Source organism: Actinokineospora sp. UV203 (genome assembly GCF_056323665.1).
Window position 1 is genome coordinate 2,045,088 of the sequence record NZ_CM150484.1, and the last position, 13,623, is coordinate 2,058,710.

At 69.9% G+C, this 13,623-nt stretch carries 16 protein-coding genes; 5 read left to right on the forward strand and 11 right to left on the reverse strand.

Features of this window, described 5'->3' with window-relative positions; genetic code table 11:
• Nucleotides 1–53 precede the first annotated feature (53 nt).
• A complete protein-coding gene (locus ACUZ2Y_RS09320; protein ID WP_476328890.1) occupies nt 54–818 on the forward strand; it encodes a class I SAM-dependent methyltransferase in 765 nt (254 codons plus the stop codon).
• Nucleotides 819–1,088: 270 nt separating this feature from the next.
• Here ACUZ2Y_RS09320 and trpA read toward each other — a convergent pair whose 3' ends face one another.
• The 5 genes from trpA to ACUZ2Y_RS09345 all read right to left on the reverse strand — a co-directional run bounded on the left by trpA (nt 1,089) and on the right by ACUZ2Y_RS09345 (nt 6,107).
• Nucleotides 1,089–1,880 (reverse strand): tryptophan synthase subunit alpha, encoded by a 792-nt coding sequence (trpA, locus tag ACUZ2Y_RS09325; RefSeq protein ID WP_476328892.1) that lies wholly within the window; start codon nt 1,878–1,880, stop codon nt 1,089–1,091.
• Nucleotides 1,880–3,118 (reverse strand): tryptophan synthase subunit beta, encoded by a 1,239-nt coding sequence (gene trpB, locus ACUZ2Y_RS09330; protein WP_476328894.1) that lies wholly within the window; start codon nt 3,116–3,118, stop codon nt 1,880–1,882. Before trpB ends, trpA begins: the two co-directional genes overlap by 1 nt.
• On the reverse strand, nt 3,097–3,906 hold the full coding sequence (trpC, locus tag ACUZ2Y_RS09335; RefSeq protein WP_476328896.1) for an indole-3-glycerol phosphate synthase TrpC: 810 nt from the start codon (nt 3,904–3,906) through the stop codon (nt 3,097–3,099). Before trpC ends, trpB begins: the two co-directional genes overlap by 22 nt.
• Nucleotides 3,907–4,017: 111 nt before the next feature.
• Nucleotides 4,018–4,536: a Trp biosynthesis-associated membrane protein gene (locus tag ACUZ2Y_RS09340; protein WP_476328898.1), complete on the reverse strand. Its 519-nt coding sequence runs from the start codon at nt 4,534–4,536 to the stop codon at nt 4,018–4,020.
• A gap of 20 nt (nt 4,537–4,556) precedes the next feature.
• Complete coding sequence (locus tag ACUZ2Y_RS09345) at nt 4,557–6,107, reverse strand: anthranilate synthase component I (RefSeq protein ID WP_476328900.1); 1,551 nt, start codon at nt 6,105–6,107, stop codon at nt 4,557–4,559.
• A gap of 93 nt (nt 6,108–6,200) precedes the next feature.
• Here ACUZ2Y_RS09345 and ACUZ2Y_RS09350 point away from each other — a divergent pair, with 93 nt between their 5' ends.
• Nucleotides 6,201–6,809 (forward strand): TetR/AcrR family transcriptional regulator, encoded by a 609-nt coding sequence (locus ACUZ2Y_RS09350; protein WP_476328902.1) that lies wholly within the window; start codon nt 6,201–6,203, stop codon nt 6,807–6,809.
• A gap of 3 nt (nt 6,810–6,812) precedes the next feature.
• On the opposite strand, the gene hisI is transcribed toward ACUZ2Y_RS09350, so the two are convergent.
• The 3 genes from hisI to hisF are packed head-to-tail and all read right to left on the reverse strand — an operon-like array spanning nt 6,813 to nt 8,264.
• Nucleotides 6,813–7,157, reverse strand: coding sequence for a phosphoribosyl-AMP cyclohydrolase (gene hisI / locus ACUZ2Y_RS09355; RefSeq protein ID WP_476328904.1), 345 nt, complete (start codon nt 7,155–7,157; stop codon nt 6,813–6,815).
• Nucleotides 7,150–7,494, reverse strand: coding sequence for a hypothetical protein (locus tag ACUZ2Y_RS09360; RefSeq protein ID WP_476328906.1), 345 nt, complete (start codon nt 7,492–7,494; stop codon nt 7,150–7,152). The genes hisI and ACUZ2Y_RS09360 overlap by 8 nt, the downstream gene beginning before the upstream one ends.
• Complete coding sequence (gene hisF, locus ACUZ2Y_RS09365) at nt 7,491–8,264, reverse strand: imidazole glycerol phosphate synthase subunit HisF (protein WP_091374586.1); 774 nt, start codon at nt 8,262–8,264, stop codon at nt 7,491–7,493. The genes ACUZ2Y_RS09360 and hisF overlap by 4 nt, the downstream gene beginning before the upstream one ends.
• 57 nt (nt 8,265–8,321) lie before the next feature.
• Here hisF and ACUZ2Y_RS09370 point away from each other — a divergent pair, with 57 nt between their 5' ends.
• Nucleotides 8,322–8,903 (forward strand): TetR/AcrR family transcriptional regulator, encoded by a 582-nt coding sequence (locus tag ACUZ2Y_RS09370; protein ID WP_476328909.1) that lies wholly within the window; start codon nt 8,322–8,324, stop codon nt 8,901–8,903.
• A 5-nt stretch (nt 8,904–8,908) separates the two neighbouring features.
• Here the strand turns inward: ACUZ2Y_RS09370 and ACUZ2Y_RS09375 are convergent, their stop codons facing one another.
• Together ACUZ2Y_RS09375 and ACUZ2Y_RS09380 are read right to left on the reverse strand one after the other, a co-directional pair.
• A complete protein-coding gene (locus tag ACUZ2Y_RS09375; RefSeq protein WP_476328911.1) occupies nt 8,909–9,748 on the reverse strand; it encodes a hypothetical protein in 840 nt (279 codons plus the stop codon).
• 17 nt (nt 9,749–9,765) lie between these two features.
• A complete protein-coding gene (locus tag ACUZ2Y_RS09380) occupies nt 9,766–10,296 on the reverse strand; it encodes a hypothetical protein (protein ID WP_476328913.1) in 531 nt (176 codons plus the stop codon).
• A gap of 99 nt (nt 10,297–10,395) precedes the next feature.
• On the opposite strand from ACUZ2Y_RS09380, the gene ACUZ2Y_RS09385 reads away from it, so the two are divergent.
• Complete coding sequence (locus ACUZ2Y_RS09385) at nt 10,396–11,115, forward strand: ABC transporter ATP-binding protein (protein WP_476328915.1); 720 nt, start codon at nt 10,396–10,398, stop codon at nt 11,113–11,115.
• Nucleotides 11,112–11,843: an ABC transporter permease gene (locus tag ACUZ2Y_RS09390; protein WP_476328917.1), complete on the forward strand. Its 732-nt coding sequence runs from the start codon at nt 11,112–11,114 to the stop codon at nt 11,841–11,843. Before ACUZ2Y_RS09385 ends, ACUZ2Y_RS09390 begins: the two co-directional genes overlap by 4 nt.
• A 130-nt stretch (nt 11,844–11,973) precedes the next feature.
• Here ACUZ2Y_RS09390 and ACUZ2Y_RS09395 read toward each other — a convergent pair whose 3' ends face one another.
• Nucleotides 11,974–13,611: an alkaline phosphatase D family protein gene (locus ACUZ2Y_RS09395; protein ID WP_476328919.1), complete on the reverse strand. Its 1,638-nt coding sequence runs from the start codon at nt 13,609–13,611 to the stop codon at nt 11,974–11,976.
• Nucleotides 13,612–13,623 lie beyond the last annotated feature (12 nt).

The window sequence follows — 13,623 nt, forward strand, 5'->3', positions numbered from 1 at the left end:
AGGCCGCAGGCGCGCGACAATGCCCGCACACCAGCAGTGCCAGGAGGCGGACCGTGCCCAGCGTCGAAGAGAACCTCAACCAGTGGTCGAACCACGAGTGGTCGTCGGGCGGTGACGAGTGGTCGGTCGGCTATGGCGGCACCGAGGCGATGTGGACGTGGACGATCCGCCCCCGCATCGGCCCGTTCCTGCCCGCCGCGCACATCCTCGAGATCGCCCCGGGCTTCGGACGCGCCACCCAGTACCTGGCGCCGTCGTGCAACCGGCTGACCGTCGTCGACCTGACCCAGCGGTGCATCGACGCCTGCAAGAAGCGCTTCGCCGACCTCGACCACATCGAGTACCACGTCAACGACGGCCTGTCCCTCGACATGGTCGAGGATGACTCGGTCGACTTCGTGTTCAGCTGGGACTCGCTGATCCACGCCGAGGAAGACGTCATCCGCGGCTACCTGGCCCAACTCGCCAAGAAGCTGGTCCCCGGCGGCACGGGCTTCCTGCACCACTCGAACATGGCCGCCTACCGCGGCGCCGATGGCGAACTCACCATCGAGAACGAGCACTGGCGCGCGACCAGCATGTCGGCCGAGAAGTTCCACCAGTTCTGCCGCGAAGCGGGCCTGCGGTGCCTGGTCCAGGAACTGATCCCGTGGGGCGGCACCGACTACACCGACTGCTTCTCGGTGTTCCGCCGCGAATCCCCCGGCCTGCTGCGCCGCAAGCCAAAGCTGATCGAGAACAGCGACTTCTTCGCTCACGTGCAGAAACGCCAGGCGACGGAGATCCGCGAGATCACCCGGGCCTACCGAGAGGTCTGATCAGAGCAGGTCGGTGTCAGTGGGGCAGCGTTCGTCGAAGGTCAGCCTGCCACCGTTGCTGACGGCGATTTCGACAAACGCCTCGCCGTCCAGCCGAAACAGTGTTGCCAAGGAAGGGCGCATACCCGGGTCCACGAGAAGGTACTTCGACTACCAGCAGCACATCGGCGGGTTCGAAGTAGCGCACATCAATGCCACTTGTCCGCATGACGCCACTTTGATCAGCACCACCCGACAGAAACCGCCCAAGGAGCGCCCTGACCCTGACAATCACCCGATGGGGGTCGGTGCCTTCCGCACGCCCGCCGCCAGTTCCGCGGCCAGCTCTCGGACCGAGTCGACGCCCGCGGCGGCGCGGGTGACGAAGGCGGAGCCGACGATCACCGCGTCCGCGAACGCGGCCACCTCGGCGGCCTGCGCCCCCGAGCGGACACCCAGGCCGACGGCGACCGGCAGTGTGGTGTGCGCGCGGGTGCGGGTGACCAGCCCCTCGGCGGCCGAGCCGACCGCGTCGCGGGCGCCGGTGACGCCCATGACGGCGGTGGCGTAGACGAAGCCGGACGACGCCTTCACCGTGCTCGCGATCCGCTCATCCGACGAGGACGGCGCGACCAGGAAGATCCGGTCCAGGCCGTGCTCGGTGGACGCGGTCATCCACTCGGCGGCCTCGTCCGGGATCAGGTCCGGGGTGATGATGCCCAGGCCACCGGCCGCGGCGAGGTCACGGGAGAACGCGTCGACGCCGTACTTGTGCACGGGGTTCCAGTACGTCATCACGACAGCCTTGCCCCCGTGCGACGACACCGCCTCGACCACACGGAACACGTCGCGCAAGCGAAAGCCGTTGCTCAGGGCCTCGACGGCGGCGGCCTGGATGACCGGGCCGTCCATCACCGGGTCGGAATACGGGACACCGACCTCGACCAGGTCGCAGCCCGCGTCGATCATGCCCTTGAGCAGCTCGATCGAGGCGTCGACGGTCGGGTAGCCGGCGGGCAGGTAGCCCACCAGGGCCGCGCGCCTTTCGGCCCGGGTGCCCTCGAACAAGGTGGCCAGGCCCATCAGGACTCCTCGTAGAAGCCGAAGTACTTCGCAGCGGTGTCCATGTCCTTGTCCCCACGACCCGACAGGTTGACCAGGATCAGACCCTCAGGACCGAGTTCCTGACCAAGCTTGAGCGCACCGGCCAGCGCGTGCGCCGACTCGATCGCCGGGATGATGCCCTCGGTGCGCGAGAGCAGCTTGAACGCGGCCATGGCCTCGTCGTCGGTGACCGAGCGGTACTCGGCGCGGGCGGTGTCCTTGAGCCACGCGTGCTCGGGGCCGACGCCCGGGTAGTCCAGGCCCGCCGAGATCGAGTACGCCTCGACCGTCTGACCGTCCTCGTCCTGCAGCAGGTACGACAGCGCGCCGTGGAGCATGCCGGGGCTGCCCTCGGACAACGTCGCACCGTGCTCACCGGACTCGATGCCGTGCCCGCCGGGCTCGATCCCGACCAGCCGCACGTCGGCGTCGTCGATGAAGCCGTGGAAGATGCCGATCGCGTTGGAGCCGCCGCCGACGCACGCGGTGACCACGTCGGGCAGCCTGCCTGCGAGGTCGAGGATCTGGGCGCGCGCCTCGATGCCGATGACCTTGTGGAAGTTGCGCACCATCAGCGGGAACGGGTGGCCACCGGCCGCCGTGCCCAGCAGGTAGTGCGTGGAGTCCACATTGGTCACCCAGTCGCGCAGCGCCTCGTTGATGGCGTCCTTGAGGGTGCGTGAACCGGACTTGACCGGGATGACCTCAGCGCCGAGCAGCTTCATCCGGGCGACGTTGAGCGCCTGGCGCTCGGTGTCGACCTCGCCCATGTAGACGACGCAGTCCAGGCCCATCAGCGCGCACGCGGTGGCCGTGGCCACGCCGTGCTGGCCCGCGCCGGTCTCGGCGATGACCCGCTTCTTGCCCATGCGCTTGGTCAGCAACGCCTGCCCCAGCACGTTGTTGATCTTGTGTGAGCCGGTGTGGTTCAGGTCTTCGCGCTTGAGGAACACCCGGGCGCCGCCCGCGTGCTCGGCGAAGCGGGGAGCCTCGGTCAGCAGCGACGGCCTGCCCGCGTAGTCCCGCAGCAGCCGGGCGAACTCGTCGGTGAACTCCGGGTCGAGCCGGGCCCTGTCGTACTCCGCGCTCAGCTCGTCGAGCGCCCCGATCAGCGCCTCCGGCATGAACCGGCCGCCGTACGGGCCGAAGTGGCCCCGCTCGTCCGGATCGTGCTTGCCGGGCGCCTCAGCCGGACTCATCGACTCGGCCTCGGGCAAGCGGGGTGCGAACCGGCCGTGACCAGCTGGATGAGCGCGGCGCGCGGGTCGCCGGAGGCGACCAGGCCCTCGCCGACCAGCACCGCGTCGGCACCGGCCCCGGCGTAGGTCATCAGGTCGCTCGGGCCGCGGACACCGGACTCGGCGATCTTGACGATGCCCGAGGGCAGTCCTGGCGCGAGCCTGCCGAAGACGTCGCGGTCGACTTCGAGCGTGTGCAGGTCACGGGCGTTGACGCCGATCACCTTGGCACCGGCTTCCAGGGCGCGATCGGCCTCTTCGGCGGTGTGCACCTCGACCAGCGCGGTCATGCCGAGCGACTCGACCCGGTCGAGCAGCGACGCCAGCGCGTTCTGCTCGAGCGCCGCGACGATCAGCAGCACCAGGTCCGCGCCGTGCGCGCGGGCCTCGTGCACCTGGTACGGGCTGACGATGAAGTCCTTGCGCAGCACCGGAATGTCCACGACGGCGCGGACGGCGTCGAGGTCGGCGAGGGAGCCGCCGAAGCGCCGCTGCTCGGTGAGCACGCTGATCACGCGGGCGCCCGCCTCGGCATAGTCCTTGGCCAGCGCGGCGGGGTCGGCGATGGCCGCCAGGTCACCCTTGGAGGGGCTGCGCCGCTTGACTTCGGCGATCACGCCCACATCCGAACCGCGCAACGCGCTCATCGCGTCCCTGGGCGCGGGCGCCTTCGTCGCCAACTCCTTGATGGCGTCGAACGAAATCGCCGCCTCACGAACGGCAAGGTCCTCCCGGACACCGTCGACGATCGATTCGAGGATGCTCACTGGCCACCCTCGATCGGTGTTCGGCTCGTGTAGTGCCTCACAAGCATTGCCCCTTCCGCCTAAATGATGCTAACTCCGAGCCTTCCGACGGTCTGGCACCGGGTCCGCGCTTCAGCTCTCCCGCGCGGTGGGATCGTCCCCCTCGGACAGCGCCCGCCAGAGATCCGGTTCGGCGGCGGTAGACTCGTTGGCCGCCTTCGGAGTCCGGTACTTGGAACCGAGCCGGGGCATGCCGTGCCCGCGGACCACCAACAGCATTCCGGCGGCCACCATGAGCGCACCGCCGGTCACCGCCAGTGCCCGTCCCCAGAGCAGCGGGCTTTCGCCCAGCGGCAAGATCAGCGGCACCAGCCCCAGGAGCGCCACCAGGCCGCCGACGGCCAGGCGGGCCAAGCCGCCCAGCGCGATAGCCCCGGCGATGGCGGCGAGGGCGAACAGCGCCAGCGGCACCAGGGCGGGCAGCATGTCGGCGCCGACCACCGGGACCGTCTCGTAGGCGTCGATGTCGTAGGCCTGCCCTGGGCGCGTCCGGAAGTCCGTGCCCCAACTCAGCCGCGACGAGCCCCACAGCGCCAAGGCCGCCAACGCCAGCAGCAGGCAGACTATCCACAGTGGACGCTTAGCGTTCATGGCCGCGCACAAGGGAAAGCTCAGCCACTGGTGGCCTCACGCATGGTCTCCGCGGTGGCGATGGCGGCCAGGACCGCGCCCGCCTTGTTGACGCACTCGGTGTCCTCGGCCGCGGGGTTCGAGTCGGCGACGATGCCCGCACCCGCTTGCACATAGGCGACGCCGTCGCGGATGAGCGCGGTGCGGATGGCGATGGCGGTGTCGCCGTCGCCCGCGAAGTCGAGGTAGCCCACGACGCCGCCGTAGAGGCCGCGCCGAGTGGGTTCCAGCTCCTCGATCAGCTCCATCGCCCGCGGCTTGGGCGCGCCGGAGAGGGTGCCCGCGGGGAAGCAGGCCGCGACCGCGTCGAACGCGGTCTTGCCCTCGGCCAGCTCACCGGTGACCGTGGAGACGATGTGCATGACGTGGCTGTAGCGCTCGACCCGGAAGAAGTCGACGACGTGCACGGTGCCGGGTTTGCAGACCCGGCCCAGGTCGTTGCGGCCGAGGTCGACGAGCATGACGTGCTCGGCGCGCTCCTTCTCGTCGGCGAGCAGGTCCTTCTCCAGGATCTGGTCTTCCTCGGGGTCGACCCCGCGCCAGCGCGTCCCCGCGATGGGGTGCGTGGTGGCACGGCCGTCCCGGACGGTGACCAGGGCCTCGGGGCTGGAGCCGACGATGCTGAACCCGTCGAGCTTCAGCAGGTACATGTACGGGCTCGGGTTGGTCGTGCGCAGCACCCGGTAGACGTCGAGCGGGTCGGCCTGGGTGCGCATCTCGAACCGCTGCGACACCACGACCTGGAACGCCTCGCCTGCGCGGATGGCTTCCTTGGCGGTCTCGACGGCGGCCTGGTAATCGGCGGGCTCGCGCCTGCGCGAATAGTCCGGCTTGGGCCGGTCGAACACCGCGGCCGTGGGCGCGGCGGGGGTCTGCAGGTCGTGGGTCATCGCGTTGAGCCGGGCGACGGCGTCGTCGTAGGCCGCGTCGACCCGCTCGGGCGAGTTGTCCCAGTTCACGGCGTTGGCGATGAGGGTGATCGTGCCCTCGTGGTGGTCGAGCGCGGCGAGGTCGGTGGCCAGCAGCATGACCAACTCGGGCAGCTTCAGGTCGTCCTCGGCCAGTTCGGGGAGGCGCTCCAGCCTGCGGACCGCGTCGTAGCCGATGTAGCCGACCATCCCGCCGGTCAGCGGCGGCAGCCCGGGCAGCGGGTCGGTGTGCAGCGCCTTGACCGTCTCGTTGAGCGCCTCGAGCGGGTCGCCGCCGGTCGGCAGGCCCACGGGCGGGGTGCCGAGCCAGTGCGCCTCGCCGCCGGTCGCGGTGAGCGCGGCGGGGCTGTTCACGCCGACGAACGACCAGCGCGACCAGGAGCGGCCGTTCTCGGCGGACTCGAAGAGGAAGGTGCCCGAACGGTCGCCCGCGAGCTTGCGGTAGACCCCGACGGGCGTCTCGGCGTCGGCGAGGACCCGCCGCACGACCGGGATGACGCGCCGGTCCGCCGCGAGGGCGTGGAACTCCTCGCGGGTGGGGCTGATCTCACCCATCCCGGTGGTCGTTGGGACCCGGGACGCGATGCCGATGGCGCTGACCATGGCGCCATTCTGCCGGGTGGCACGCGGGCACGCGGGGAGAGGGTTAATTCAACATATGTTGAACTATTATCGCGTCTGCTTCATCATGATGCTATGGCGGACGAAGTTCAGCAGAACCCCAAGCGCGGGCGGCGCCCCGGCGGCACCGACACACGCGCGGCGCTGCTCGCCGCCGCCCGCGAGGTGTTCAGCGAGCAGGGGTACGACGGGGCCACCGTCCGCGCGATCGCGGCGCGCGCCGGGGTGGACGCGGCGATGGTCAACCACTGGTTCGGCGGGAAGGACGCGCTGTTCGGGGAGGCGGTACTACAGCTGCCGTTCAACCCGAAGGAGATCATCGCCCACCTGCTCGAAGGCGGGGTCGACGACTTGGGCTCGCGGATCATCCGGACGTTCCTGACGAACTGGGACGCTCAGGGCGGAGGGGTGTTCGCGGCGTTGATTCGTAGCGTGGCGGCGCATGAGCAGGTGGCGCACGCGTTGCGGGACTTCTTTCTCAAGAACGTGTTCGCCCAGTTGGCGGGGACTGTTGCCGATGATCGGCCGGAGTTGCGGGCGAATCTCGTTGCCTCGCAGATGATCGGGCTTGGGGTGGTTCGGTATGTGGCCAAGTTCGATCCGCTTGCCGAATCTGATGTGGAGACGTTGGTTCGGGCTATTGGGCCGAATGTGCAGCGTTACCTGACCGGCCCACTGGACTGAGGCTTACGGCTTCAGGAGCTGCCGGGCATCGAAGCAGGTTCGGTCGCCGGTGTGGCAAGCCGCGCCTTCCTGCTCTACGACCAGCAGGATCGTGTCGCCGTCGCAGTCGAGGCGTACGTCGTGGACCTGCTGGGTGTGGCCTGATGTTTCGCCCTTGACCCACAGCTTTCCTCGGCTGCGCGAGAAGTACGTGGCACGCCTTGTGGTCAAAGTCAGGTGTAGTGCTTCGTCGTTCATCCAGGCGACCATGAGGACCTCGCCGGTGCCGCGCTGTTGGGCGACGGCGCAGACCAGGCCTTCGGCGTTGCGCTTGAGGAGGACGGCGATCTCCGGGTCCAGCTCAGTCATTCGGCACTCCCGAGAAATGGGCCCGCGCGGGGCCGGTCAGCAACAAGATCACCACGTACACATGTGCCGCGGCCAGCACACCGGACGCCACCCGGGCCCACCACGGCAGCGCGCCGAGGGCGATCACCGTGTGCGCCAAGGCAAGGAGCCCGACCGCCACAAGAGCTGCCGGGCGGATTCTGGTCCACATCGCGACCATCGCCACAGCCGCGATCACTGCCAGCACCATTGGGAACCGCAGCACGCCAGGCTCATCACGGAGCAACGCCAGCCCGAGGAAAACCACCGCCGCGGCACCGACGACCGCCGCCGACAGCCGGACCTCCAGCGGTCTCACCGCACCTCGACCCCGGCCGCACGCAGGGTGTCCTTGACCTCGCCGATGCGCAACTGTCCGAAGTGGAACACGCTGGCCGCGAGGACCGCGTCGGCCCCATGGGCGACGGCGGGTGGGAAGTGCTCCAGGGCGCCCGCTCCCCCGCTGGCGATCAGCGGCACGTCCACGACGGCGCGGACCAAGTCGATCAGGTCCAGGTCGAAGCCCGCCTTGGTGCCGTCGGCGTCCATCGAGTTGAGCAGGATCTCGCCCACACCCAACTCCTGGCCGCGCGCGGCCCACTCGACGGCGTCGATGCCGGTGCCGCGCCTGCCGCCGTGGGTGGTGACCTCGAAGCCCGACGGGGTCGGCGCGGAGCCCTCGGGGACTCGGCGGGCGTCGACCGACAGCACGATGCACTGGGCGCCGTAGCGGTGGGACGCCTCGCGGAGGAACTCGGGGCGGGCGATGGCGGCGGTGTTGATGCTGACCTTGTCCGCGCCCGCGCGGAGCAATTTGTCGACGTCGCCGACCTCGCGGACGCCGCCGCCGACCGTCAGCGGGATGAAGACCTGCTCGGCGGTGCGGCGGACGACGTCGAAGGTGGTCTCGCGGTCCGAAGAGGACGCGGTGACGTCCAGGAAGGTCAGTTCGTCGGCGCCTTCGGCGTCGTAGGCGGCGGCCAGTGCCACCGGGTCGCCCGCGTCGACCAGGTCGGCGAAGTTGACACCCTTCACCACCCGGCCCGCGTCGACATCGAGACAAGGGATCACGCGCACCGCTACAGACATGCCTTCGAGCCTACGTGGCGACGATACTGGGCAGCCAAGCACCACGAAGGGGAACCGATGGCAGGCCGCAGACCGGGACAGACCCAGACACGCGAGCACATCCTGTCCGCCGCGCGCACCCAGTTCGGCGCGCTCGGCTACGGCGGCGCGACCATTCGCGGGATCGCGGCGGAGGCGGAGGTCAACCCGGCGCTGATCCACCACTTCTTCGGCACGAAGGAGCAGGTCTTCGTCGAGGCGCTGAGCCTGCCGGTCAACCCGACGGTCATGGCCGAGGTCGTGCTGAACGGCCCCCGGGACCGCGCGGGCGAGCGGCTGGTGCGGCTGATGCTCGGCCTGTGGTCGGCTCCGGAACCCAGCAAGTCCTTCCTGGCCCTGCTGCGCTCGGTGTCGACCAACGAAGAGGCCGCCAGAATGCTCCGCGAGTTCCTGGAGCGCGCTGTGCTGACGAAAGTCGCGGCAGCGCTGGAGGTCCCCCGGCTGCGGATGACGGCGATGGCCGCGCAACTGGTGGGACTGGCGATGGTCCGGTACGTGGTGCGGGTGGAGCCGATGGCCTCGGCGTCGGACGACGAGGTCGTCGCCGTGGTGGCCCCGGTGATCCAGCACTACCTGGACGGCGGCGCGCTGCCGAGTTGACCGCACTACCGGTCGTCCGCGACCGGTTTCGTGGCCAGGCGCACGAGTCGCATGGTGAGGCTGGGGCGGGTGACCGTCCACGCTGAGGGCTCCAGTGGCGCCTGGCCGTAGGACGGGATGCCGTCGGTGATCAGCTCCGTGATCCTCGGCTCGTCCAGCGACTTCGCCGCGAAGTCGTAGAGCTGCTCCAGCCGCGGGAGGATCACGCCGAAGTCGAGCAGCCGCGGCAGGCCGCCCTCCTCGGCGAGCAGCCGGGCCAGTGAGCCGCCCGCCACCGGGTAGTGCTGCGGGAACACCCGGCGCAGGCTGAGGAACAGGCCGACCGTCCCATAGCGTGGGTCGCCGAGGTGTCTGGCCGCGCGGCCGAGCCTGCCCGCGGCCAGCCGGGGCTCGGCGACCAGAGCGTGCGCGTAGAGCGCGCGGACCAGGGTCACGTTGATCATGAAACGTTCGAGCGGGGTCTCGTCGTGGGCGAGTTCCTCGTGTTCGAGGTAGCCGGCGACGATGCTGGCGTTGTGCGCCCGGTACCAGGTGACCGGCGTCGGCTTGCGGACGAAGTCGGTCCAGAGTTCGACCGCGCGCGAGGACACCTGACCGCCGCGCGCCAGGTCGGCCTCGATCTTGTCGCGCAGCAGGCGCCCGTTGACCGCCCGCCACCACGGGCTCCCCCGCACCGGCGACAGCACGCCGCGCTCGAACTCCCAGCGCAGGAAGCTCAGTTCGCCCCGCGCGAAACCGCGGCGGGCCGGAGCGTCGTAGAACTCCCCCGCGAGCCGGAACCGGCCCGCGGCGTCGTCGCGGACCTGTTCGACCCGCTCGTCAGCGGCCTCGCGGTGTGGTGCCATCGAGACCAGAGTGTCAGTTATGCGACCGGCTGCGCGCGCCAGCGGTGCATGAGGTCGGCCACGGCGCGGGCGTCGTCGAGCAGGACGCGGACTTCGACCCGGGTTTCCTCCAGTTGCAGATCCCGGTCGACCAGCAGGCCCTTGCGCCCCTCGGCGCCGCGCCAGCGGCTCGTCGCGCGGCGTTCCATGTGGGCGGCCTTGCGGACCATCGCGACCGGCCTGCGGTTCTCCTTGACCAGTTCGCGGTGGACCTTGACCAGGCCGACGACCAGTTTGTCGATCGGCTTGCCGACACCGAACCGCACGGAGTCCTCGGCGGCGGCCGCGGCTCGCGCGATCGAGGTGTCCGGTTCGAACAGTGCCTCGACGGCGGGCAGCGCGGCCGTCGCCTCGCCCCCGGCGTCGAAGGACGCCACCGCCGCCTGCCACGCCTCGATCCCTCCGCGCACCGTGGAGAGGAACCGCTCCGGCATCACGTCGACGCGCAACCTGGGGCGGTCGGCGGACATGGCCAGTAACAGCGCGGACATGGCTTGGGCGGCGGGCATCGGACCTCCGGGTGGCGCGTTGGCGTGATCACCGTACGACTCGAACGGTCCCGTGCGTACCTCTTGACGGGCGAACTCCACGGGCGCAGAATTAAACACATGACTAATTCCGCGGTGCTGGTACGCGGCTTGCGGGTCCGCCGCGGCGGTCTCGAGGTGCTGCGCGATATCGGATTCGAGGTGCCACACGGATCGGTCACCGGCCTGCTCGGGCCCAGTGGGTGCGGCAAGACGACGCTGATGCGCGCGATCGTCGGCGCGCAGATCGTCGAGGCAGGCGAGGTGACCGTGCTCGGCTTGCCCGCGGGCGACCCCAAGCTGCGCGACCGGGTCGGCTACGCCACCCAGAACCCGGCCGTCTACGCCGACCTGACAGTGGCGGAATGCTTGCGCTACTTCGCTTCCGTGCTCAAGGCGCCCGCGTCCGATGTGGACCGGGTGATCGCCGACGTCGACCTCGGCGGCCAGAAGAACCAACTCGTCGGCAAGCTCTCCGGCGGCCAGCGCAGCCGGGCCGGCCTGGCGGTCGCGCTGCTCGGCGAGCCGGAGCTGCTGGTGCTCGACGAGCCCACGGTCGGCCTGGACCCAGTCCTGCGCGACGACCTGTGGGCGCTGTTCGGCAGGCTCGCCACGGCGGGCACCACGCTGCTGGTGTCGAGCCACGTGATGGACGAGGCCGCCCGCTGCGAGCGGCTGCTACTCATGCGCGAGGGCGTCATCCTCGCCGACGACACCCCCGAAGGTTTGCGCGTCGACACCGGCAAACACGACCTGGAGCAGGCGTTCCTGCACCTGGTGCGATCGAGGGAGGCGGCGTGAACGCGACGATCACCCTGGCCACGGCCCGACGCATCCTGGCCCAGCTGCGGCACGACCCGCGCACCATCGCGATGCTGTTGCTGGTCCCCACACTGCTGATGACGCTGCTGCGGTTCGTGTTCAACGACGAGCTGGTGTTCAGCCGGATCGCGCCCGCGCTGCTCGGCGTGTTCCCGTTCGTGATCATGTTCCTGATCGCCTCCGTCACGACGCTGCGCGAGCGCACGACGGCCACACTTGAGCGGCTGATGACGATGCCGATGGCCAAGCTGGACCTGATTTTGGGCTACGCCATCGCCTTCGGCGGGATCGCCGTGTTCCAAGTGGGCATCGCCACCGGCGTCTCGGTGCTGTGGCTGGGACTCGACGTCGCCGGTTCGGTGTGGACGCTGCTGCTGATCGCGGTGCTCGACGCCCTGCTCGGAATGGCGCTCGGACTGTTGGTCAGCGCGTTCGCGACGAGCGAGTTCCAGGCGATCCAGTTCATGCCGCTGTTCGTGCTGCCGCAGTTCCTGCTGTGCGGACTGCTGCAGCCGCGCGACAGCATGGGCTGGGTGCTCAACGCGCTGTCCGACGTGATGCCGCTGTCCTACGCCGTCGACGCCCTGACCCAGGTCACCAGGTCCGCCGAGGTCGACCTGACCCTGCTGCGCAACCTGGTGATCGTCGGGGCCTGCGTCGTGCTCGCCGTGGTCCTGGGTGCGGCGACCCTGCGCCGCCGCACTTGACCGCCTCCCCGGAATTTTGGGTTTGGGTCACCTGCGTCTGACAGGTGCGGATCGGTGGGGACCGTGGTCGTGTCTCGCCACGGTCCCCTTAGGTGCGGTTGAGTGCGCGGCTTGGTTTGTCTGAAACCGCCTACAGGACGGGGGTGCCGGCGGGTTTGATCTTTTGAGTGCCGGTGGGGGTGGCTAGGGACTTGGCGTGCCGTGCGCCGGAGGTCGGGCTGAGCCGGTCGGTGAGGTAGTACCAGTCCATCTGGACCCGCTGCGGGTTCACGTCGACCACCGAGTAGCCGTGCGAGTCCAGCTCGATGTACTTGAGGTGCCAGTTCCCCGCGTACAGCGCGGTTTCCGCGACCACGGACCCGGTCCGCGCGGGGATCTTGAGGATGTCGTCGATGTTGTCGCTGGTCACCGAGGTCGTGACGAACTCGGTGGCCACGCTGTTGCCGTTCCACCAGTAGCTGGAGCGGTCGATCGGCACGTCCGCGCCCCACGACGAGTGGATGTCGCCGGTGAGGAAGACAGTGTTCTTGACCCGGTTGTCCTTGAGGTGCCCCAACAGTTCCTGCCGGTCGGCGGTGTAGCCGTCCCAGGCGTCGGAGTTGGCCGCGACGCCGCCGAGCGGCAGCCCGAGCAGGCTGCCGAGCGCTTCGAGGAACCGCGCCTCGACGTTGCCCACCGAGATCGGCGTGATCATCACCGAGTTGCCGACGAGCTTCCAGGTGGCGTCGGTGCCCGACAGGCCGGACTTGAGCCACGCCATCTGCGGGTCGCCGGTGATCGTGCGGGCCGGGTCGTTCGGGTCGCCGGAGGACGGCGTGGTCTGCAGCGAGCGGTAGCTGCGCAGGTCGAGCAGGGACAACTCGGCGAGCCTGCCCCAGCGGAACCGGCGGTAGATCTGGCCGCCGGGCCCCTGGCGCACCGGCATCCACTCGAAGTACGCCTGCCGCGCCGCGGCCTTGCGCGCGTTCCAGTCGCCCTCGTTCGGCTGGTGGTTGTCGGCGCCGCCGGACCAGGTGTCGTTGGCGTACTCGTGGTCGTCCCAGGTGATGAACCACGGTTGGGCGGCGTGCAGCGCCTGAAGATCCGGGTCGGTCTTGTACTGGGCGTGGCGGCGGCGGTAGTCGGCGAGGGAGAGCATCTCGTGGGCGGGCTCGTGCGGGCGGACGGTCACGCCACCGGCCCCGAAACCGCCGACCTGGTACTCGTAGAGGTAGTCGCCGACGTGCAGGACACCGTCGAGGTCGGAGCGCGCCGCGAGGTGGCGGTAGGCGGAGAAGTAGCCCGCCTGCCAGTTCGAACAGGACACCTGACCGAGGCGCAGCCTGCTCACGTCGGCGTCCACGGCCGGGGCGGTGCGGGTGCGGCCGGTCGCCGAGGCGACGCCGTCGAGGGTGAACCGGTAGTAGTAGACGGTCGCCGAATCCAGTCCCCCGGCCTCGATCTTGACCGTGTGGTCGCGCGCGGGTCCGGTGGCCGCGGCGCCCGACTGGACGACGTTGGTGAACGCCGGGTCGGTGGCCACATCCCAGCGCACCTCGACCTCCGGGCCGGAGCCGGAGCCCGGCGTAGCGTCGGGAGTGGGCGTGACGCGGGTCCACAGCAGGACACCGTCGGGTAAGGGATCACCGGAAGCGACGCCGTGCGCGAACTGCGGCACGGCCGCCGCGCTGGCCGAGGAAGCCAGCGCGGCCGGGATCAGCAGGGCGCCACCTGCGACAGCGGAGGTGCGGAGGAAGGCGCGACGGTCGAAGGGCGTGGTGGGAGTCACGCCTACAAGTGG